Source organism: Streptomyces sp. NPDC006711, assembly GCF_042869775.1.
Lineage (GTDB): Bacteria > Actinomycetota > Actinomycetes > Streptomycetales > Streptomycetaceae > Streptomyces.
In genome coordinates, this window is sequence record NZ_JBIAGO010000004.1 from 1 (window position 1) to 24,079 (window position 24,079).

At 71.5% G+C, this 24,079-nt stretch carries 3 protein-coding genes; all 3 read left to right on the top strand.

Features of this window, described 5'->3' with window-relative positions:
* Positions 1-2,326, top strand: a 2,326-nt coding sequence (locus tag ACFYM2_RS10615; RefSeq protein WP_388835141.1) for a type I polyketide synthase, incomplete at its 5' end; no start/stop codon positions are given.
* Positions 2,327-2,486: 160 nt separating this feature from the next.
* Entirely contained in the window at positions 2,487-7,547 is a 5,061-nt protein-coding gene (locus ACFYM2_RS10620; RefSeq protein ID WP_388835143.1) for a type I polyketide synthase, read from the top strand.
* A gap of 105 nt (positions 7,548-7,652) precedes the next feature.
* Positions 7,653-23,993 (top strand): SDR family NAD(P)-dependent oxidoreductase, encoded by a 16,341-nt coding sequence (locus ACFYM2_RS10625; protein WP_388835146.1) that lies wholly within the window; start codon positions 7,653-7,655, stop codon positions 23,991-23,993.
* Positions 23,994-24,079: the final 86 nt, after the last annotated feature.

Sequence of the window (24,079 nt, forward strand, 5' to 3'; positions counted from 1 at the left end):
CATCCTCGCCGAAGTAACCCTCCCCGACACCGCACACCACGACGCCACCACCTTCGCCCTCCACCCCGCCCTCCTCGACGCCGCACTCCACGCCAACCTCTTTGATGAGAGGGACAGCCAGGACGGTGCCGCAGGGCCCCGGCTGCCCTTCGCGTGGAGCGGTGTCACCGTGCACGCGACGGGCGCCACATCGCTGCGGGTGAGAGTGATTTCGCACAGTGCGGACGAGGCAACGGTCACGGCCACGGATGCGCGCGGCGCGCCGGTCATCTCGATCCGCTCGCTCGCCGCGCGTGCCGTGAGTGCCGGCCAACTTGCGGCGGCCGGGAGTGACGACGCGCTGTTGCGGCCGACCTGGACCGAGCGGACCGAGTGGTCACCGGCCGAGGCGCCCGTGGGCCACTGGGCGATCGTCGGCGGTGGAGACAGCGGTCGGGTCGCGCAGGCATTCGGTGGCGAAGCAGCCGTCTTCCCCGACCTCGCGGAGCTCAGGGCGGCTTCCGGTCCCGTACCGGACTTCGTGGTTCTCAGCTGCGTGGACGATGACGCGGTCACGGACGCGGACGGGGACGGCGCAGCCGACGGGGACGGTCTCCTGGACCGGATGCGTGAGGCGACGGCCCGGGTGCTCGCCACCGTGCAGGACTGGCTGTCGGACCCGGGGCTCACCGACTCCCGGCTTGTGATCCTCACCAGCGGCGCCGAGGGCCCCGATGCCGGGGCAGGGACCACCGTCGATCTGGCGCGGGCCCCGATGTGGGGGCTGGTGCGCTCGGCGCAGGCCGAGCACCCCGGCGCGAGACTGCTGCTTCTCGACTGGGACGGACGGGCCAGCGCCGATCCCGCCATTTCCACCGGCCGCCTCCTGCGGGCCGCTGCCTCCGCCGAAGGACCTGAACTCGCCCTGCGCGAAGGGCTGTTGTGGGAGCCACGGCTCGTACGGGAACAGCGAGGCGCCGTCGCCGATGGGCCGACGGCGGCCGCCCGGGGCTGGGACCCTGAGGGCACCGTGCTGATCACCGGCGGAACGGGCGGCCTCGGCGCGGCCGTGGCCCGGCACGTGGTCACCCGGCACGGCGCGCGCCGGCTCCTGCTGGTGAGCCGCAGAGGCGAGGGCGCGCCGGGCGCCGCCGAACTCCGACAGGAACTCGTGGAGTTGGGTGCCGAAACGATGATCGTGGCCTGTGACGTGGCGGACCGTACCGCGCTGGAGAAGCTGCTCGCCGACATTCCGGCGGGCCGCCCCCTCACCGCCGTGATCCACACGGCCGGGATCGCCGACAACGGCCTCATCGAGACGCAGAGCGCGCCGCGCCTGGACGGAGTGCTGCGGCCCAAGGCGGATGCTGCCTGGCATCTGCACGAGCTGACGAAGCGTCAACCACTGTCGGCCTTCGTGTTGTTCTCCTCGACGGCCGGTCTCTTCGTCGGGGCCGGGCAGGCCACTTACGCCGCGTCGAACGTCTTCCTGGACGCGCTGGCCCGTCACCGCAGGAGCCAGGGTCTGCCGGGACTCTCGCTCGCTTGGGGGCTGTGGTCGGAGACCCAGGGCATGGCGGGCGAGCTGGCCGACGCCGACCTGGAGCGCCTGCGGCGGATGGGCATGCGCCCGCTGCCCACCGACCGGGCGCTCGCGCTGCTCGACTCGGCCCTTGAGCCGGGCGACGCCCCGGTGCTCGTACCGGTCGGCCTTGAGACGGCGGCGCTGAGCTCGCCGGGCGGCCCGGTGCCCGCGCTGCTGCGTACGCTCGTCCGCACTCCGGTGCGTCGCACGGGCCCGGCGCCCGCTGCCGCCAACGCTCTCCCGCTGCGGCTGTCCGGTCTGTCGGACGCCGATCGTCAGCTCCTCCTGCTCGACCTGGTCCGGGACAACGCGGCCGCCGTACTCGGGCACGGCAGCGGCCAACACATCGACCCGGAGCGGGCGTTCAAGGACATCGGCTTCGACTCGCTGGCCGCCGTCGATCTGCGCAACCTGCTCAACGCGGCCACGGGCCTGCGGCTGCCGGCGACCCTCGTCTTCGACTTCCCGGCGCCCACGGTGCTCGCCGCGCACCTGGCGGCCGAACTCGTGCCGGAGGCGTCGCCGGGAGCATCGCTGCTGTCCGAGATCGACCGTCTGGAATCGGCGCTGCTCGCCTCGCCCCCGGGGGAGGACGAGCACGAAGCCGAGTTCACGGAGGTCGCCGCGCGGCTGGAGACGCTGGCGCGGACCTGGCGGGCGCGGCGTGGCGCGGCGCCGGACGCCGATGTCCGCAGGGACTACGAGTCGGCGACGGACGAGGAGTTGTTCGCGGCCCTGGACGACGAGATCGGACTGCCCTAGCCGGGCGTGGCCCCGGCCGCGACGGCCGGGGCCACGCCCGGGATCCGCCGGCCCGCCACCGGTCCCGCGCGCACGCGACGCATCCGTACATCCGCGTATCCGTACCCCCGCATTCCTGCCCCCGTATCGCTCGACAGACCTCAGATTGGCTCAGACACCGATGGCGAACGACCAGAAGCTGCGTGATTACCTGCGGCGTGCGACGGCCGACCTCCAGGAGACCCGGCGCCGCCTGCGTGAGGTCGAGGACGGCAAGCACGAGCCGATCGCGATCGTCGCCATGGGCTGCCGCTATCCGGGCGGTGTCACCTCTCCCGAGGACCTGTGGCGGGTGGTGGACGAAGGCACCGACGTGGTCGGCCAGTTCCCCACCGACCGGGGCTGGGACATGGACGCGCTGTACGACCCCGCGCCCGGCAGGCCCGGCCGCAGCTATGTGCGCGAGGGTGGTTTCCTGTACGACGCCGGGGACTTCGACCCGGTGTTCTTCGGCCTCAGCCCCAGGGAGGCCCCGGAGACGGACCCCCAGCAGCGGCTGCTCCTGGAGACCAGCTGGGAGGCGTTCGAGCGGGCGGGTATCGACCCGGCCACCCTCAGGGGCAGCAGGACCGGTGTCTTCGCGGGTCTGATGTACCACGACTACGCCGGGGGCAGCACGGCCGGCAGCCTGGTGTCCGGCCGGGTCGCCTACACCTTCGGCTTCGAGGGCCCCGCCGTGACGGTCGACACCGCGTGCTCGTCCTCGCTGGTGGCGCTGCACCTGGCCGCGCAGGCCCTGCGCAACGGCGAGTGCTCACTCGCGCTGGCCGGCGGGGTCACCGTGATGGCGGGGCCCGAGATGTTCATCGAGTTCAGCCGGCAGCGCGGACTCGCGTCGGACGGACGCTGCAAGTCCTTCGCGGGGGCGGCGGACGGCGCGGGCTGGTCCGAGGGCGTGGGCGTGCTGCTCGTGGAGCGTCTGTCGGACGCGCGGCGCAACGGCCACCCCGTCCTCGCGGTCGTACGCGGCTCCGCCGTCAACCAGGACGGCGCCAGCAACGGTCTTACCGCCCCCAACGGACCCGCCCAGCAGCGCGTCATCCGCCAGGCCCTGCGCGACGCCGGGCTCACCGCGCGGGATGTCGACGCGGTCGAGGCGCACGGCACCGGCACGGTGCTCGGTGACCCCATCGAGGCGCAGGCGCTCATCGCCACCTACGGCCAGGACCGCCCGGCCGAAAGGCCCCTGTGGCTGGGGTCGGTGAAGTCCAACATGGGACATGCGCAGGCCGCCGCCGGAGTCAGCGGCATCATCAAAATGGTGCAGGCGATCCAGCACCAGGTACTGCCCCGCACCCTGCACGTCGACGAACCGACACCGCAGGTCGACTGGAGCGCCGGAAACGTGCGGCTCCTGACCGAGCCGGTGGCGTGGGGGAGCGAACAGCCGCGCAGGGCCGGCATCTCCTCGTTCGGGCTCAGCGGCACCAACGCGCACGTCATCATCGAGGAAGCCCCCGCGCCCGCCACCGTCGAGGACCCCGAGCGGCCCACCGACTCCTCGGCGGACGTAGCGACGGACGCGTCCGCCGCCCGGACGCTGCCCTTCCTGCTCTCGGCACGCGATGACCACGCGCTGAGCGAGGCGGCCGCCCGGCTGCGTACCCAGGTCGCCGCCGGGCAGGACACCCCGGCCGACATCGCGTTCTCACTGGCCACCTCACGCGCCACCTTCGACCGCCGGGCCGTCGTCGTCGCCGGCGACCGCGACGGCCTGCTGCGCCGACTCGACGCGCTGGCCACGGCGCAGGACAGCGCGGGTCTGATCCTGGGCACCCCACGCGGGCCCGGCGCGCGCACCGCTTTCATGTTCACCGGGCAGGGCGCCCAACGCCTCGGCATGGCACAGGAGTTGTACGCGCACGAGCCGGTGTTCGCGGCCGCACTCGACGCGGTCTGCGACGCACTCGACCCCCACCTCGACCGGCCGTCGCGCGACGTGATGTGGCCTGGCGGAGAGCAGCCGGATGAGGGGCGCAGCGCGGACGAGCTGGATCGCACGGGATACACCCAGACCGCCCTCTTCGCGGTCGAGGTGGCGCTCTTCCGGCTCCTGGAGAGCTGGGGCGTACGCCCCGACCTGCTGATCGGCCACTCCATCGGAGAGCTCGCGGCCGCGCACGTCGCGGGTGTGTTCACCCTCGCGGACGCCTGTGCCCTGGTGGCGGCCAGGGGCCGGCTCATGCAGGAACTGCCCGCCGGTGGCGCCATGGTCGCCGTCGAGGCGTCCGAGGGGGACGTGCGGGCGCTGCTCGGGGAACGGCTCGGTGTGGCCGTCGTCAACGGCCCACGTTCGGTGGTGCTCTCCGGCGACGAGGACGCCGTGCTGAGTGCCGCGCGGCAGCTCAAGGAGCAGGGCCGCAAGACATCGCGCCTGCGCGTCAGCCACGCCTTCCACTCTCCCCGCATGGACCCGATGCTCGCGGACTTCCGCAAGATTGTCGCAGACCTGCCGATGAGCGAGCCCCGCCTTCCCGTCGTCTCCAACCTCACCGGAAAGCTTTGCGGCGAGGGCGAGTTGACGTCGGCGGACTACTGGGTGCGGCACGTGCGGGAGACCGTCCGCTTCAGCGACGGCGTGGCCACCCTGCGCGAGAACGGCGTCACCACCTTCGTGGAACTGGGCCCCAGCGCCACCCTCACCGCGCTCGCCCAGCAGTGTCTGGCCGATGACGCCGACCGCCAGGACCTCACCTTCGTACCGGTACTGCGCGCCGACCGGCCCGAGCCGGTCGCCCTGATCGGCGCCCTCGCCGAACTGCACGTCCACGGCACCGCGGTCGACTGGCACGCCGTCGCCGAGACCTGGGGCGGACGCCGGGTCCAGCTGCCCACCTACCCCTTCCAGCGTCAGCGCTACTGGTGGGAGGGCGAGGCCGCCGAAGGCTTTGGCGCGGCCGCCGACGCGTCCCGTACCGTACCCGGCAGCGCGGGGGACGCGGCCTTCTGGGACGCCGTGGAACGCACCGACACCGGGACGCTCGCCGACGCGCTCGGCGCTGAACCCGGTCCCCAGCGCGACTCGCTGGACACCTTGCTCCCGCTGCTCGCGTCGTGGCGCTCGCGCCGGGTGAAGGAAGCGAGCGCCGACGCCTGGAGCTACCGGATCGACTGGCGGCCCCTCACCGAAACCGCCCCGAACTCCACGTCCACAGCGGGCAGTTGGCTGATCGTGGCCCCCGAAGGGCCGCAGGCCCAGGCTTGGACGGACCGGCTCCTCGACACCCTGGGCACCCACGGCGCGCAACCGCGTCTCATCACGGTGGACGACGCCACCCTGACCTCCCTGGCCGACACGGCGGACCAAACGGACGACGCCGCAAGGAGCGCGCTCACGGACCACCTGCGGACCGCGTGCGAGGCGGAGGCACCCGTGCGCGCCGTCGTCTCCCTGCTCGCCCTCACCACGGGCCCGCACGCCCTGCCCGCCACCGTCGCACTCGCCCAGGCCCTGGGCGACGCCGCCATCGAAGCCCCCCTGTGGTGCCTGACCAGCGGCGCCGTGGCGGTGGGGGAGGCGGAGGAACTGCCCCACCCCGAGCAGGCCCCGGTCTGGGGTCTGGGCCGGGTCGTCGCCCTGGAGCAGCCGCAGCGCTGGGGCGGACTCATCGACCTGCCGCCGCACGCCGACGAGTCCGCCGCCGCCCGCCTCGTCTCCGCGCTCACCCGTGCCGAGACCGGCCAGGAGAGCGCCCCGGAGGACCAGATCGCCATACGCGCGTCGGGAACCTTCGGCCGCCGGCTCGTCCACATCCCCGCCGACACGACCATCGCGGGAACCACGGCTCGAGACGGCCACGTCACCTGGAACCCCCAGGGCACGGTCCTGATCACCGGCGGCACCGGCGCGCTCGGCGCGCACGTCGCGCGCTGGCTCGCCCGTCGCGGCGCCGCCCACCTCCTGCTGACCAGCCGGCGCGGTCCGCAGGCGCCGGGCGCCGCCGAACTCACCGCCGAACTCACCGCGCTCGGCGCCCGGGTGACCATCGCGGCCTGCGACGTCGCCGACCGCGCCGCAGTGGAAGCGCTGCTCCAGCAGATCCCCGAGGACCAGCCGCTGACCGCCGTCATGCACACCGCGGGCGTCCTCGACGACGGCGTACTGGAGTCCATCACCCCCGGGCGCCTCGCCGGTGTCCTGCGCCCGAAGGCCGAAGCCGCCCGGCACCTGCACGAACTCACCCAGCACCACGCGCTGACCGCGTTCGTCACATTCTCCTCGATCGCCGGGCTGCTCGGCAGCGCCGGACAGGGCAGCTACGCCGCGGCCAACGCCTACCTGGACGCCCTCGCCCAGCACCGCCGCGCTCTCGGCCTCGCGGCCACCTCCGTCGCCTGGGGCCCCTGGGACGGCGGGGGCATGGCCGGCGAGGACGCCTCGCAGGACCGCTCCTGGTGGCGCGGCCTGGCCCCGATGGACGCCGGCATCTGCCTCACGGCGCTCCAGCGCGCCCTGGAGCGGACAACGACCGTCGTCGGCGTACTGGACGCCGACTGGCCCCAGCTCGCGGCCGGATTCACCGCGACCCGGCCGAGCCCGCTGATCGCGGACCTGCCGGAAGTGCGCGCCGGAGCCACCTCGGCCCCCGGCGCCACCGGCCCGACGGCCCCGGCCGAGGCGGCCGGCGACCTGATCGCCCGGCTCTCCGCCCTGCCGGAGAGTGAACAGCGCCGCGAAGTACTGGAGTTGGTGCGCGGCCAGGTCGCCCTCGTCCTCGCCTACGACAGCGCGAGCACCGTGCAGTCGAGCCGCGCCTTCAACGAGCTCGGCTTCGACTCGCTCACCGCCGTCGAGTTCCGCAACCGTCTGGGCGCCGTCACCGGCCTGAAGCTCCCCGCCACCCTGCTCTTCGACTATGCCAACCCCGATGTCCTGGCCAGGCACCTGCACGGCGAGCTGTGCGCGAGCGAGACAGCACCCGCCGTACCGGTCCTCGCCGAGCTGGAGCGCATCGAATCCGTCGCGGCGGCCCTCTCCGTCGAGGAGATCGAACGCAGCCGGATCAGCCACCGGCTCCAGGAACTGATCACCCGGCTCAACGCGCGCACGCACGCCGACAGTGCCGTCAGTGAGGCGGGCAGCACGGGCCCCACGGGCGGCCCCACGGTCGCCGACCGCCTCGACACCGCGTCGGCCGAGGACGTCTTCGACTTCCTCGACAAGGAACTCGGGCTGTCCTGAGCCGCTGATCCGCCCCCGCTCCCCTTCTCTTACCACTCCACTTCCCGAACCTCCCGCATGCGCAGTTCCCGGGAAACGACACACGGCGAGGCCCTGATGGCGAACGTGAACGAAGCGAAGCTCCTCGACTACCTCAAGCGGACGACCGCGGACCTGCATGCCACCAAGCAGCAGCTGCGGGAGATCGAGAACGCCGGGCAGGAGCCCATCGCCATCGTCGCGATGAGCTGCCGGCTGCCCGGCGGCGTGCACTCGCCCGAGGAGCTGTGGCAGCTGCTCGCCGAAGGGGCCGACGCCATAGGGGACTTCCCCGAGGACCGGGGCTGGGACATCGAGGCCGGCACGGGAGCGGACGACGGCACCGACTACGCGCGCAAGGGCGGCTTCCTCTACGACGCCGCCGAGTTCGACCCCGCTTTCTTCGGCATCTCGCCCCGCGAGGCACTGGCGATGGACCCGCAGCAGCGGCTGCTGCTCGAAGCGTCCTGGGAGGCCTTCGAGCGTGGTGCCATCGCACCGGACGCGCTGCGCGGCGGCCGCGTCGGCGTGTTCGTGGGCACCAACGGCCAGACCTATTTCGACCTGAAGCTGCCGGAAGAGGCCGAGGCCTACATGGCCACCGGCAGCAACGCCGCCGTCCTGTCCGGCCGCATCTCGTACGTGCTCGGCCTCGAGGGTCCGGCGGTCACCGTGGACACGGCGTGCTCGTCGTCCCTGGTGGCGCTGCACCTCGCGATCCAGGCGCTGCGCAAGGGCGAGTGCACCCTCGCGCTCGCGGGCGGCGCCACCGTGATGGCGACCCCCGGCCCCTACATCGCGTTCAGCAAGCAGCGCGGACTGGCCAGCGACGGCCGCTGCAAGGCGTTCTCGGAAACCGCGGACGGCACTGGCTGGTCCGAAGGCGCGGGCATGCTGCTCGTGGAGCGTCTGTCGGACGCGCGGCGCAACGGCCACCCCGTCCTCGCGGTCGTACGTGGCTCCGCCGTCAACCAGGACGGCGCCAGCAACGGCCTCACCGCCCCCAACGGCCCCTCCCAGCAGCGCGTCATCTGGGACGCCCTGGCGAACGCGCAGCTGTCGGCGGACCAGGTGGACGTGGTCGAGGCGCACGGCACGGGCACGGTCCTGGGCGACCCCATCGAGGCGCAGGCACTGCTGGCCACGTACGGACGTGACCGCGCCGCCGAGCACCCGCTGTGGCTGGGCTCGGTGAAGTCGAACCTGGGTCACACGCAGGCCGCTGCCGGTGTGGCCGGGATCATCAAGATGGTCATGGCGATGCGCCACGGTGTCCTGCCGAGGACCCTGCACGTGGATGAGCCGTCGACGAAGGTGGACTGGACGGCCGGCCAGGTGCGTCTTCTGACCGAGGAAGTGCGGTGGGACGGTACGGCCTCGCCCCGTCGTGCGGGTGTGTCCTCGTTCGGGATCAGCGGCACGAACGCCCACGTCATCCTGGAGGAGGCGCCTGCTGCGGAGCCCGCCGAGTCGGTTACGGCCGAACGGCCCTCTGCCGTCGGCGCGTTGGCGCTTCCGGTGTCGGCGGCCAACGCGGCTGCGCTGGCCGCGCAGGCCTCGGGTCTGCTGGGCGTGCTGGAGGACGCGGACGCACCGGAGCCGGCGGACGTTGCCGTGGCGCTCGCCACGACCCGGGCGCAGCTGGAGCACCGCGCGGTGGTCGTCGGCACCGGACGCGATGAACTCGTGTCGGGATTGCGGGCGTTGGCATCGGACGAGGCGCACCCGGGTGGTGTCGTGCGCGGTGTCCGGGCTGAAGGGCGGCTGGCGTTCCTCTTTACCGGTCAGGGCGCGCAGCGAATCGGTATGGGGCGTGAACTGGCCGCCGCGTTCCCGGTGTTCGCGACCGCCCTTGATGAGGTGTGCGCGCACCTGGACCCGCTCCTGGACCGCCCGTTGAAGGACGTGCTGTTCGCAGAGGAGGGTCCGGCTGAGGCGGCGCTGCTTGACCAGACGGCGTACGCGCAGCCCGCGCTGTTCGCGATCGAGACCGCGCTGTTCCGGCTGGCGGAGTCGTTGGGTGTGCGGCCGGATGTGGTGGCCGGGCATTCCATCGGCGAGATCAGCGCCGCCCACGCCGCTGGTGTGTTCTCGTTGGAGGACGCGTGCGCGTTGGTCGCGGCGCGCGGGCGGTTGATGCAGGCGCTGCCCGAGGGCGGTGTCATGGCTGCCCTCCAGGCCACCGAGGAGGACGTTCTCGCCCTGCTGGAAGGTGTCGAGGACGCGGCGATCGGCGCCGTCAACGGGCCGCGCGCGGTGGTGGTTTCGGGCGCGGCCGCGTCGGTGGACACGGTCGTGGAAGCGGTACGGGCCCAGGGTGGCAAGACCTCCCGGCTCAAGGTCTCCCACGCTTTCCACTCGCCCCTGATGGACCCCATGCTTGAGGAGTTCAGGGCGGCACTGTCGGGTCTGACGTTCAATGAGCCGAGCATGCAGGTGGTGTCGAACCTCACCGGCCGTATCGCCACAGCTGGCCAGCTCACCTCCGTCGAGTACTGGGTGACCCATGCCCGCGAAGCCGTACGGTTCGCCGACGGCATCCGTACGCTTGCCGCCGAAGGCGTGACCACGTTCCTGGAGATCGGCCCCGACGCGGTCCTGACCGCCCTGGCCCAAGGCGCCCTGGACGACGACACCACTGCCGCCTTCATCCCGCTCCTGCGCCGCAACCGCCCGGAGGAGACGGAGGCGCTTACCGCGCTGGCCCGGCTCTGGACGGCAGGTCACGCCGTCAACTGGGCGGCCCTGCACGCCAGTACGCCGAGTCAGCCGGTCAGCCTGCCCACGTACCCCTTCCAGCGGCAGCACTACTGGATCAAGAACGTGGCGGACGTCGGCAACATCGCCTCGATCGGGCTCGACTCCGCTGATCACCCCCTGCTCGGCGCCTCGATGATGCTGGCGGACTCGGACGGCGCGCTGTTCACGGGCCGTCTCTCCGTGGCGACCCACGCCTGGCTCGCCGACCGCGCCGCCGCGGGTTCGGTCGTCTTCCCCGAGACCGGGTTCGTGGAGTTGGCGATCCGGGCGGGGGATCAGGTTGGGTGCGGGGTGTTGGAGGAGTTGACGCTGGAGGCTCCGTTGGTGCTTCCGTCGCGTGGTGGTGTGCAGGTGCAGGTGGTGGTGGGTGCGCCCGAGGGTGGTTCGGGCGCGCGTGCGGTACGTGTGTTCTCGCGCGGCGAGGACGCGGTGGGCGACGCGTCCTGGACGCGACACGCCACCGGTCTGCTCGTCGCCGGGACACGCGATGACACGGCCGACGCGGACTTCGCCGTGTGGCCCCCGGCAGGGGCGGTACCGGTTCCGGTCGACGGCCTGTACGGCCGGTACGCAGAGGCCGGCATGACCTACGGTCCGGCTTTCCAGGGCCTGAAGGCCGCCTGGCGCGAGGACCAAGTCCTGTACGTCGAGGTCGCCCTGGACGAGGGGGCCGCGAAGGACGCCGAACGGTGTGGCCTGCACCCGGCCGCCCTCGACGCGGCCCTCCAGGGGCTGGCACTCCTGGACGCCGCGCCCGGCGAGGGTGCCGCGACCGGTCTGCGCCTGAACGCGGAGTGGCGCGGCGTCACGCTGCACGCCACCGGTGCGTCCGCGCTGCGCGTCCGGCTTTCCCCGTTGGGCGCGGACAGCTTCGAGGTCGCCGTCGCCGACTCGCTCGGCGCGCCGGTCGCCTCCATCGCGTCCCTGACCGTCCGGCCCACCCAGGCGTCCGAGCTCGCCAGTGGCAGCGACACCGAGTTCCCTGACTCGTTGTATCGGGTGGAGTGGGTGTCGGTGGGTTCGGTGTCGGGGGTGTCGGTTGGTGGGTTGGGTTCGGGTGGTGTGGTTGATGGTGGTGTTGTGGTTGTGGGGGATGCTGAGGGTGTGGCGGGTGTGGTGGGGTCGCCTGGTGTGGTGGTGTTGCGGGCGTTTGATGAGGTGGGTGTGCTGGGGGATGTGTCGGGGGACCTGGCGTCTGGTGTTCCGGTGGGTGTGAGTGGTGTGTTGGGTCGGGTGTTGGGTGGGTTGCAGGCGTGGTTGGTGGATGAGCGGTTTGTGTCGTCGCGGTTGGTGGTGGTGACGCGGGGTGGGGTGTCTGTTGGTGGTGTGGGTGTGGTGGATTTGGCGGGTTGTGCGGTGGGTGGTTTGGTGCGGTCGGCGCAGGCGGAGCATCCGGGGCGGATTGTGCTGGTGGATGTGGAGGAGTCTGATTTTGTTGTGGGTGATGTGGTGGGTGTGTTGGGTGTGGGTGAGCCGCAGGTGGCGTTGCGGGGTGGTGGGGTGTTTGTGCCGAGGTTGGTGCGGGCGGCGGTGCCGGTGCCGGTTGAGGGTGTTGATGGTGGTGCGGGTTCGGGTGGTGTGGGTGGTTGGAGTAAGGATGGGACGGTGTTGGTGACGGGTGGTTTGGGTGGTTTGGGTGTGGTGGTGGCGCGGTATTTGGTGGCGGTGTGTGGGGTGCGGCGTTTGGTGTTGACGTCGCGGCGTGGTGGGGGTGTTGAGGGTGCGGGTGAGTTGGTGGAGTCGTTGTTGGGGTTGGGTGCGGTGTCGGTGGAGTTGGTGGCGTGTGATGTGGCGGATCGGGGTGAGTTGGCTGGTGTGTTGGCTGTGATTCCGGAGGAGTTTCCGTTGTGTGGGGTGGTGCATGCGGCGGGTGTGTTGGATGACGGTGTGGTGGGGTCGTTGTCGGTGGATCGGTTGGAGTCGGTGTTGCGGCCGAAGGTGTTGGGTGGGTGGAATTTGCATGAGTTGACGTGTGGGTTGGAGTTGGACGCGTTTGTGGTGTTTTCGTCTGCGGCTGGGGTGTTGGGTGCTCCGGGGCAGGGGGGTTATGCGGCGGCGAACGCGTTTTTGGATGGGTTGGTGGAGTGGCGGGTTGGTTCGGGGTTGCGGGGTGCGGCGTTGGCGTGGGGTTTGTGGGGTGGTGTGGGTGGTATGGGTGGTGGTTTGTCGGAGGGTGATGTGGCGCGGATGGCGCGGGGTGGTGTGTTGCCTCTGACGGAGGATGACGGGTTGCGTTTGTTCGGTGTGGGGGCGCGGGCGGACGCGGCGTTGGTGCCGGTACGTCTGGACGTCGACGCACTGCGAGCACAGGGCCCGGATCTGCCGCCCCTCTACCACCGCCTCACCGGACGGCCCGCGCGTCGGCAGGCCGGCGCGCGCACCGCGATCGCGGCCGCCGGCTCGCTCGGTGAACGTCTCGCGCCGCTGGCCGAGTCCGAACGTCACGAAGTGGTGCTCGATCTCGTGCGCGGGCAGGTCGCCGCAGTGCTCGGCCACGCGACGCCCGCCGCCATCGCGCCCGATCGCGCGTTCAACGACCTGGGCTTCGACTCGCTGACCTCGGTCGAACTGCGCAACGGCCTCAACGCGGCGACCGGTCTGCGCCTGCCGGCCACACTCGTCTTCGACTACCCGACCGCCGGAGACCTCGCCGCCCACCTGCTGTCCGAGGTCTCGGGACACGTGGCCGCCGCCACCGTCCTGCCGACGGCCGGTGCGCGCGCCGACGACCCGATCGTCATCGTGGGCATGTCCTGCCGCTTCCCCGGCGGCATCGAGTCGCCAGAGGACCTGTGGAAGCTGGTCGCCGACGGCGACGACGCCATCACCGACTTCCCCGACAACCGGGGCTGGAACGTCGACCGCCTCTACGATCCCACCGAGACCCGCCCGGACACCACGTACGTACGCAAGGGTGGATTCCTGCACGACGCGGCGGACTTCGACGCGGACTTCTTCGGCATCAGCCCGAACGAAGCCCTCATCACCGACCCGCAGCAGCGGCTGCTGTTGCAGACCTCGTGGGAGGCGTTCGAGCGGGCGGGCATCGACCCGGCGACGCTGAAGGGCAGCAACACCGGTGTCTTCGCCGGCCTCGTCTACCATGACTACACCGGCAGCAACAGCTCCGGCAGCATCGTGTCCGGGCGCATCGCCTACACCTACGGCCTCGAGGGTCCGGCGGTCACCGTGGACACGGCGTGCTCGTCGTCCCTGGTGGCGCTGCACCTCGCGATCCAGGCCCTGCGCAACGGCGAGTGCGATCTCGCCCTCGCGGGCGGCGTGACGATCATGGCTTCGCCCGCCGCCTTCGTGGAGTTCAGCCGCCAGCGCGGCCTCTCCCGCGACGGCCTCTGCAAGGCGTTCGCCGCCGGTGCCGACGGTACGGCCTGGGGCGAGGGCGTGGGCCTGCTCGTGGTGGAGCGCCTTTCGGACGCGCGGCGCAAGGGCCACCGCGTGCTCGCACACGTACGGGGCTCCGCCGTGAACCAGGACGGCGCGAGCAACGGCCTGACCGCGCCGAACGGCCCCTCCCAGCAGCGCGTCATCCGCCAGGCCCTGGCCAACGCGCGGCTGAGCCCCGCCGACGTGGACGTCGTCGAGGCGCACGGCACGGGTACGGTCCTCGGCGACCCGATCGAGGCGCAGGCCTTGATGGCGACGTACGGACAGGAACGCGCCGCCGACCAGCCACTCTGGCTGGGCTCGGTCAAGTCCAACATCGGGCACACCCAGGGCGCGGCCGGCGCGGCCGGGATCATCAAGATGGTCATGGCGATGCGCAACGGCGTCCTGCCCAGGACCCTGCACGTGGACGAGCCGTCCACCCACGTCGACTGGACGGCGGGCGCGATGCGGCTGCTGACCGAGGACGTCGAATGGAACGTCGACCGGCCGCGCCGCGCGGGCATCTCGTCGTTCGGCATCAGCGGCACGAACGCCCACGTCATCATCGAGGAGGCGGCCCCCGACCGCGCGGACGAGCCGACGCAAGATGTCGTGCTGCCCGGCGACACCGTGGTGCCGTGGGTCGTCTCGGCCCGGGGCGAGGACGGCCTGCGCGCCCAGGCCGCGCGACTCGCGTCCTACGTCGAGGACCACGGAGCGCTCCGCCCGGTGGACGTGGGCTGGTCGCTCGCGACGAAGCGCGGCGCGCTGGAGCACCGGGCGACCGTACTCGGCGCGGACACCGCCGAGTTGGTGGCCGGTCTGCGCTCGCTCGCCGAGGCGACCACGCCGCAGGACACGGCGCGCGTCAACGGCAAGACCGCGTTCCTGTTCACCGGCCAGGGAGCCCAGCGGACCGGAATGGGCCGCGAACTGTACGAGACGTACCCCGCCTTCCGGCAGGCGTGGGACGAGATCTGCCGGCACTTCGACGGACAGCTCGAACGACCGCTCAAGGACGTGCTGTTCGCGGACGATGGATCGGCGGACGCCGCGCTCCTCGACCGCACCGCGTTCGCCCAGCCCGCCCTCTTCACGATCGAAGTGAGCCTGTACCGGCTGATCAGCTCCTGGGGCGTACGGCCCGACTTCGTGATGGGCCACTCGATCGGCGAGATCGCGGCCGCGCACGTCGCCGGAGTCCTCGGCCTGGCCGACGCCTGCGCGCTGGTCGCCGCGCGCGGCCGGCTCATGCAGGCCCTGCCGGACGGCGGGGCGATGATCGCGGTCGAGGCCACCGAGGAGGAGGTCCTTCCGCTGCTGGAGACGTCGGCGGGAGCCTGCCTCGCCGCGGTCAACGGTCCGCGCTCCGTCGTCCTGTCCGGCCCCGAAGCGGCTGTGGAGGAGGTCGCGGAACGCCTGCGCTCCCAGGGCCGCAAGACGTCCCGCCTGAAGGTGTCGCACGCCTTCCACTCCACGCTGATGGAGCCGATGCTGGCCGACTTCCGCCAGGTCCTCCAAGGCCTGACGTTCACCGCGCCGAGCCTGCCCGTGGTGTCCAACGTGACGGGCGACGTGGCCGCGGAAGGGGAGCTGGAATCCGTGGACTACTGGCTGCGGCACGTCGGCCAAGCGGTGCGCTTCGCCGACGGGGTGCGCGGCGCGGCGGACCGCGGAGCGACACGCTTCGTGGAGGTGGGTCCGGACGGCGTACTGACGGGGCTCGCGCAGACGTGCCTCGCCGAGGCCGAGGCGCCCGACGGTACGGATCGCGCCGAGGGGACCGTGTGCGTGCCGCTGCTGCGCAAGGGGCGCCCCGAGGCGCGATCCCTGCTGGCGGGCCTCGGCCGGCTGTACGCCGCGGGCGGTGACGTCGCCTGGCCCGCCGTGTTCGAGGGCAGCGGTGCCCGCGAGGTCGAGCTGCCGACCTACGCCTTCCAGCGCCGCCGGTTCTGGTCCCAGACCCCGACCGATCACGGCGACCCGATGGCCATCGGTCTCGGCGCGACCGACCACCCGCTCCTCGGCGCGGCCGTCGCGCTCGCCGACTCGGAAGGGTTCCTCTTCACCGGCCGGCTCTCCGCGCAGACCCAGCCCTGGCTGGCCGACCACGTGGTGGGCGGCTCGGTCTTCTTCCCCGGCACCGGGTTCGTGGAGTTGGCGATCCGGGCGGGGGATCAGGTTGGGTGCGGGGTGTTGGAGGAGTTGACGTTGGAGGCGCCGTTGGTGCTTCCGTCGCGTGGTGGTGTGCAGGTGCAGGTGGTGGTGGGCGGCGCGCCCGAGGGTGGTTCGGGTGTGCGCGCGGTACGTGTGTTCTCGCGCGGCGAGGACGCGGGGACGGAGACGTCCTGGATCCGGCACGCGACCGGCGTACTGGCTGCCGGCGCGCCCGGCGGTGCCGGCGGGTCGGATCTGAGCGTCTGGCCTCCGGTGGGGGCGGTGCCGGTTGCGGTGGAGGGTGTGTATGAGCGGTATGCGGAGGGTGGGTTGGTGTATGGCCCGGTGTTCCGTGGTCTGCGTGCGGCGTGGCGGTTGGGCGGGGATGTGTTCGCGGAGGTGGTGTTGCCGGAGGGTGTGAGTGTGGAGGGGTTCGGGTTGCATCCGGCGGTGCTGGACGCGGCGTTGCATGCGGTGGGTTTGATGGGTGTGGGGGAGGAGCGGGCGGGTCTGCCGTTCGCGTGGTCGGGTGTGGAGTTGTTCGCCACGGGTGCGTCGGCGTTGCGGGTGCGGGTTCGCCCGGTGTCCCCGGCCTCGGGCCTGGGTGCGGGTGCGGGCGTGGGCGCGGTGTCCGTCGAGGTGGCGGACGCGGCTGGGCGCCCGGTGGCCACCGTTGGCCGACTGGATGTCCGGCCCATCTCCGAGGAGCAACTGGCGCAGGCCCGGGCCGAGTTCCCCGAGTCGTTGTATCGGGTGGAGTGGGTGTCGGCGGGTTCGGTGTCTGGGGTGTCGGGTGGTGTGGTTGATGGTGGTGTTGTGGTTGTGGGGGATGCTGAGGGTGTGGCGGGTGTGGTGGGGTCGCCTGGTGTGGTGGTGTTGCGGGCGTTTGATGAGGTGGGTGTTGCGGGTGAGGTGCCGGGTGGTGTTCCGGTGGGTGTGAGTGGTGTGTTGGGTCGGGTGTTGGGTGGGTTGCGGGCGTGGTTGGTGGATGAGCGGTTTGTGTCGTCGCGGTTGGTGGTGGTGACGCGGGGTGGGGTGTCTGCTGGTGGTGTGGGTGTGGTGGATTTGGCGGGTTGTGCGGTGGGTGGTTTGGTGCGGTCGGCGCAGGCGGAGCATCCGGGGCGGATTGTGCTGGTGGATGTGGAGGAGTCTGGGTTCGCGGTGGGTGATGTGGTGGGTGTGTTGGGTGTGGGTGAGCCGCAGGTGGCGTTGCGGGGTGGTGGGGTGTTTGTGCCGAGGTTGGTGCGGGCGGCGGTGCCGGTGCCGGTTGAGGGTGTTGATGATGGCGTGGGCGCGGGTGTGGGTGGTTGGAGTAAGGATGGGACGGTGTTGTTGACGGGTGGTTTGGGTGGTTTGGGTGTGGTGGTGGCGCGGTATTTGGTGGCGGTGTGTGGGGTGCGGCGTTTGGTGTTGACGTCGCGGCGTGGTGGGGGTGTTGAGGGTGCGGGTGAGTTGGTGGAGTCGTTGTTGGGGTTGGGTGCGGTGTCGGTGGAGTTGGTGGCGTGTGATGTGGCGGATCGGGGTGAGTTGGCTGGTGTGTTGGCGGGGATTCCGGAGGAGTTTCCGTTGTGTGGGGTGGTGCATGCGGCGGGTGTGTTGGATGACGGTGTGGTGGGGTCGTTGTCGGTGGATCGGTTGGAGTCGGTGTTGCGGCCGAAGGTGTTGGGTGGGTGGAATTTGCATGAGTTGACGTGTGGGTTGGAGTTGGACGCGTTTGTGGTGTTTTCGTCTGCGGCTGGGGTGTTGGGTGCTCCGGGGCAGGGGGGTTATGCGGCGGCGAACGCGTTTTTGGATGGGTTGGTGGAGTGGCGGGTTGGTTCGGGGTTGCGGGGTGCGGCGTTGGCGTGGGGTTTGTGGGGTGGTGTGGGTGGTATGGGTGGTGGTTTGTCGGAGGGTGATGTGGCGCGGATGGCGCGGGGTGGTGTGTTGCCTCTGACGGAGGATGACGGGTTGCGTTTGTTCGGTGTGGGGGCCCGGGCGGACGCGGCGTTGGTGCCGGTACGTCTGGACGTCGACGCACTGCGAGCACAGGGCCCGGCCCTTCCGCCCCTCTACCATCAGCTCGTACCCACCGTGCGGCGTACCGCTGCCGTAGGAGATGGCGCCACCGCCGACAACCTGCACCACCACCTGTCCGCCCTCGCACCGGCCGAGCGGGAGCGCGCGCTGCTCACCCTGGTGCGCGGGCAGGTCGCTGATGTACTGGGCCATGCGACGCCCGCCGCCATCGCGCCCGACCGCGCGTTCAACGACCTGGGCTTCGACTCGCTGACCTCGGTCGAACTGCGCAACGGCCTCAACGCGGCGACCGGTCTGCGCCTGCCGGCCACACTCGTCTTCGACTACCCGACCGCCGGAGACCTCGCCGCCCATCTGCACGACGAACTCCTGGGCACGCTCGACACCACAGGTATCGCACCGGTGGAGAGCGCCGGGCCCGTCAGCGACGACCCGATCGTCATCGTGGGCATGTCCTGCCGCTACCCCGGCGGCGTCGAGTCCCCCGAGGACCTGTGGAAACTGGTCTCCGACGGACTCGACACGGTGTCCGAGTTCCCGGAGGACCGTGGCTGGGAGACCGGCGCGATCTTCGACCCGAGCGGCGAGCGCCCGAACACCACCTATGTGAACAAGGGCGGCTTCCTGCACGACGCCGCCGACTTCGACGCCGCCTTCTTCCGCATCAGCCCGAACGAGGCGCTGAGCACGGACCCGCAGCAGCGACTGCTGCTCGAGGCATCCTGGGAGGCGTTCGAGCGGGCGGGCATCGACCCCGCGACCGTCAAGGGCAGCTCGACCGGTGTCTTCGCCGGCCTGATGTACCACGACTACCCGACCAGCCACAGCGCCGGCAGCATCGTCTCCGGGCGCATCGCCTACACCTTCGGCCTAGAGGGCCCGGCGGTCACCGTCGACACGGCGTGCTCGTCGTCCCTGGTGGCACTGCACCTCGCGGTCCAGGCGTTGAAGGGCGGCGAGTGCTCGCTGGCGCTCGTCGGCGGCGTCACGGTGATGTCGACGCCCGCCACCTTCATCGAGTTCAGCCGGCAGCGCGGCCTCGCGGGTGACGGCCGGTGCAAGTCCTTCGCGGAGGCGGCTGACGGCACCGGATGGTCCGAGGGCGTGGGCGTCCTGGTGGTGGAGCGGCTGTCGGACGCGCGCCGCAACGGCCACCAGGTGCTCGCGGTGGTACGCGGCAGCGCGGTCAACCAGGACGGCGCGAGCAATGGTCTGACGGCGCCCAACGGTCCCTCCCAACAGCGCGTCATCCGGGCGGCGTTGGCGAACGCGCGGCTGTCGCCCGACCAGATCGACGCGGTGGAGGCGCACGGTACGGGCACGGTTCTGGGTGACCCGATCGAGGCGCAGGCCCTGCTTGCCACGTACGGGCGGGACCGTGCCGCCGAGCAACCGCTGTGGCTCGGGTCCATCAAGTCGAACCTGGGTCACACGCAGGCCGCTGCCGGTGTGGCCGGCATCATCAAGATGGTCATGGCGATGCGCAGCGGCGTCCTGCCCAAGACCCTGCATGTCGACCGGCCGTCGTCGAAGGTGGACTGGTCGGCCGGCCGGGTGGAGCTGCTGACGGAGTCCCGCCCCTGGGACACCGAGAGAGTGCGGCGCGCGGCGATCTCGTCCTTCGGTATCAGTGGCACGAACGCCCACGTCATCATCGAGCAGGCCCCCGAACCGACCACGCCGGAGCCGACCCCGTCGCCGGAACTCCCGTCCGCCGTAAGGAGGTTGGCCCTCCCGGTCTCGGCGGCCAACACGGCGGCACTCGGCGCGCAGGCCGCAGGTCTGCTGGACCTGCTGGAGGGTGCCGGTGCCCCGGACCCGGTCGACGTCGGAGTGGCGCTTGCGACGAAGCGGGCGCAGTTGGAGCACCGTGCGGTAGTGGTTGGCTCTGGGCGCGACGAACTGCTCGTGGCCTTGCGGTCGTTGGCGTCCGGTGAGACGAACCCTGACGTTGTGCGGGGGGTTCGGGCCGAGGGACGGCTGGCGTTCCTCTTCACCGGTCAGGGTGCGCAGCGCATCGGCATGGGTCGTGAACTGGCCTCCGCCTTCCCGGTGTTCGCGACCGCTCTTGATGAGGTGTGCGGGCACCTGGACCCGCTCCTGGAGCGCCCGTTGAAGGACGTGCTGTTCGCGGCGGAGGGGTCTGCGGAAGCGGCGCTGCTTGACCAGACGGCGTACGCGCAGCCCGCACTGTTCGCGATCGAGACCGCGCTGTTCCGGCTGACCGAAGCCCTGGGCATACGCCCCGACCTGCTCGCCGGGCACTCCATCGGCGAGATCAGTGCCGCCCACGCGGCCGGCGTGTTCTCCCTGGAGGACGCCTGCACCCTGGTCGCGGCGCGCGGACGGCTCATGCAGGCCCTGCCCGAGGGCGGCGTGATGGCCGCGCTCCAGGCCACCGAGGAGGATGTCCTCGTACTCCTCGAAGGCGTCGAGGACGTGGCGATCGGCGCTGTCAACGGGCCGCGTGCGGTGGTGGTTTCGGGCGCCGCCGCCTCCGTGGGCAAGGTGGTGGCATCGGTACGGGACCAGGGCGGGAAGACGACCCTCCTCAAGGTCTCTCACGGCTTCCACTCACCCCTGATGGACCCCATGCTGGAGGATTTCAGGGACGTACTCACCGGTCTCACCTACCACGAGCCCCGCATCCCGGTCATCTCCAACGTCACCGGCCGCACCGCGACGCCGGGTGAACTCACCACCTCCGAGTACTGGGTCACGCACGTCCGCGAAGCCGTCCGTTTCGCCGATGGCATCCAGGCGCTGGCCGCCGAAGGTGCGGGTACGTTCCTGGAGATCGGCCCCGACGCGGTCCTGACCGCCATGGCCCCGAGCGCCCTGGACGACGACACGGCCGCCGTGTTCATTCCGCTCCTGCGCCGCAACCGTCCCGAGGAAGCCGAAACCCTCACCGCGCTGGCCCGTCTCTGGACCACCGGCCACACGATCGACTGGCCCGTCCTGCTCACCAGTGCCCCGACCCGGCCGGTCGACCTGCCCACGTACCCCTTCCAGCGCCGGCGCTACTGGATCGACGGTTACTCGCCCTTCGGGGCGGCCTCCGGCACCGGCGATCACCCCCTGCTGGGCGCGGCCGTCGTACTCGCCGAGTCCGACGGGCTGCTCTTCAGCGGGCGGCTCTCCACCCGCACGCAGCCCTGGCTCGCCGACCACGCCATGGGTGACACCGTCATCTTCCCCGGTACCGGCTTCGTCGAGATGGCGATCGGAGCCGGTGACCAGGTGGGGGCAGGGGTGCTTTCCGAGATGACCCTGGAGACTCCGCTGGTGCTCCCGGAGCACGGCGTGGTTCACACGCAGCTCGTGGTCAACGCGCCCGACGACGCCGGTCACCGTGCCTTCAGCATCCACTCGCGCGTCGAGGACGCGTCCGGTGACGCGTCGTGGACGCGACACGCCACCGGTGTGCTCGGCACGAGTGCGGAGCACGGCTCGCAGGAGACCGAGTTCGGCGTCTGGCCTCCGGTGGGGGCGGTGCCGGTCGCGGTGGAGGGTGTGTATGAGCGGTATGCGGAGGGTGGGTTGGTGTATGGCCCGGTGTTCCGGGGTTTGCGTGCGGCGTGGCGGTTGGGCGGGGATGTGTTCGCGGAGGTGGTGTTGCCGGAGGGTGTGAGTGTGGAGGGGTTCGGGTTGCATCCGGCGGTGCTGGACGCGGCGTTGCATGCGGTGGGTTTGATGGGTGTGGGGGAGGAGCGGGCGGGTCTGCCGTTCGCGTGGTCGGGTGTGGAGTTGTTCGCCACGGGTGCGTCGGCGTTGCGGGTGCGGGTTCGCCCGGTGTCCCCGGCCTCGGGCCTGGGCGCGGGTGCTGGTGTGGGCGCGGTGTCCGTCGAGGTGGCGGACGCCGCCGGTCGCGCCGTCGCCTCCGTGGAACGGCTGGACGTCCGGCCGATCACGGAAGAGCAACTGGCCCAGGTGCGCACCGAGTTCCACGACTCGCTGTTCCGTGTCGACTGGACGCCGGTGTCTTCCGTCACCGCTCCGACTACTACGGCCGAGCTCGGCAAGTGGGTGGTCGTCGGCACCGGCGCCGCCTCCGAGTGGTCCGAGACTCTGGCCACCACCGTGCCCAGCAGCGCGGTGGTACCGGAGCTGCGGGACGCCGGGGACGCGGGCGTGATCGTGCTGCCCGTCCTCGCGGACGTACGCACGGAAGACGGAAGCGGCACCCGAGGCGGCAGCGCCATGGCGGAAGCCGTACGCGAGCGCACGCATCGGGCCCTCGCCGACCTTCAACTGTGGCTGGACGACGAGCGGTTCGCCGACGCGACCCTCGTGGTGGTGACGCGGGGCGCGGTGCCCACGGCGGCCGGTGACGTCAGCGATCTCGCGGGTGCGGCCGTGGGCGGTCTCGTACGGTCGGCGCAGATGGAGAATCCGGGCCGGATCGTGCTGGTCGACGTGGACGGCCACGAGGCGTCCCTCGCCGCGTTGCCCCGGGCCGTGCAGACGGATGAGCCACAACTCGCCGTCCGCGAGGGCGTGTTGTTCGTGCCGAGGCTGGCGCGGGCGGCGGTTGCCGCCCGGAGCGCCGAAGAACCGAAGGTCTGGGACACCGAAGGCACGGTTCTGGTGACCGGCGCCACCGGCGCCCTGGGCGCCCTGGTCGCCCGGCACCTGGTCGCCGAGCACGGAGTGAGCCACGTCCTGCTGGTCAGCCGGCGCGGCGCGCAGGCACCCCGCGCCGCCGAGATCGAGGCCGAGCTGTCCGGACTGGGCGCCGCCGTGACGTTCGCCGCGTGTGACGTCGCCGACCGCGATCAGCTCGCCGGCGTATTGGCGGCCGTCCCGTCGGACCGCCCGCTGACCGGCGTGGTGCATGTCGCGGGCACTCTCGACGACGGTGTCATCGGCTCGCTCACACCGGAGCGCATGAACACGGTGCTGCGGCCGAAGACCGACGCGGCCTGGAACCTGCACGAGCTGACCCGTGACCTCGACCTGTCCGCGTTCGCGCTCTTCTCCTCCATCGCCGGCGCTCTCGGCGTGCCGGGGCAGGGCAACTACGCGGCGGCCAACTCCTTCCTCGACGCCTTGGCCCAGCACCGCCGGGCCCAGGGTTTGGTGGCAAGCTCGCTGGCCTGGGGCATGTGGGCGGACGACGGTGGCATGGCAAGCGGCCTGAGCGGCGCGGACACGCACCGGATGGCGCGGTCGGGCGCCGGGGCACTCACCGCCGAACAGGGCCTCGCGCTGTTCGACGCGGCCGTGCTCGGTCAGGACCCCGCAGGCTCACCGGCCGACGCGCTCCTCGTACCGGCCCTCCTGGACGTACGCGCCATGGCGCAGGGCGGGGACGGGCAGCTGCCTCCGCTCTTCCGGGGCCTGGTGCGCACGCCGGCCCGCAGGACCGCGCAGGCGCAGACGCAATCGCCGGCGGACGCGCAGAGTCTGCGCGCGCGCCTCGCACGGACTCCGGCGTCGGAGCGGAAGGACCTCCTGATCGAGGTGGTACGGACACAGGCGGCGGTGGTGCTCGGACACGCCGACACCCAGACGGTGGACCCCGACCAGTCGTTCAACGCCCTGGGATTCGATTCGCTGACAGCCGTGGAGTTCCGTAACGGCCTGAACGCCGCGACGGGGCTGCGCCTTCCGGCCGCGCTGATCTTCGACTACCCGAGCACCCGCGCGGTCGCGGATCACCTGTGGGAAGAGCTCGCTCCCCAAGTGGAGGACGAGACGGGAGAACCGGGTGCCGGCTCGGCCGAGGACCGCATCCGTACGGCGCTCGCCGCGATTCCGCTGTCCCGGCTGCGGGAGGCAGGTCTGATGGACAGCCTGCTGGAACTCGCCGGGGTCGAGGCCGGCCTCGCGACGAGTGACGCGGACAAGGCGGCGGACTCCATCGACGCGATGGACGCCGAGGCCCTGATCAGCATGGCCCTCGCGGATTCCGGTCCGGGCTCAGGCTCGGGTGACACCTCCCCGTACGGCGACGCCGACGGCTCCACCACCGGCGACGGCAGTGCCTATGACACGTCCTACGCATCCGGCTCCGAGTACGGCTCCGAGAACGACTACGACACATTCGACGTCGACGTCGACGTCGACGTCGACGTCGACGACACGACGCGGGAGAAGTGACACTGCCATGACTGAGCCCAGTCGTCCCAGTCGGCCTCCACAGCCCGCGCGGACCTCCCACGCGGCGTCCCAAGCGACGCCCGAGG

What these genes read in the sequence shown, in the direction of transcription:
- ACFYM2_RS10620 (WP_388835143.1), top strand. Translation starts at nt 2,487, where the DNA reads ATGGCGAACGACCAGAAGCTGCGTGATTACCTGCGGCGTGCGACGGCC.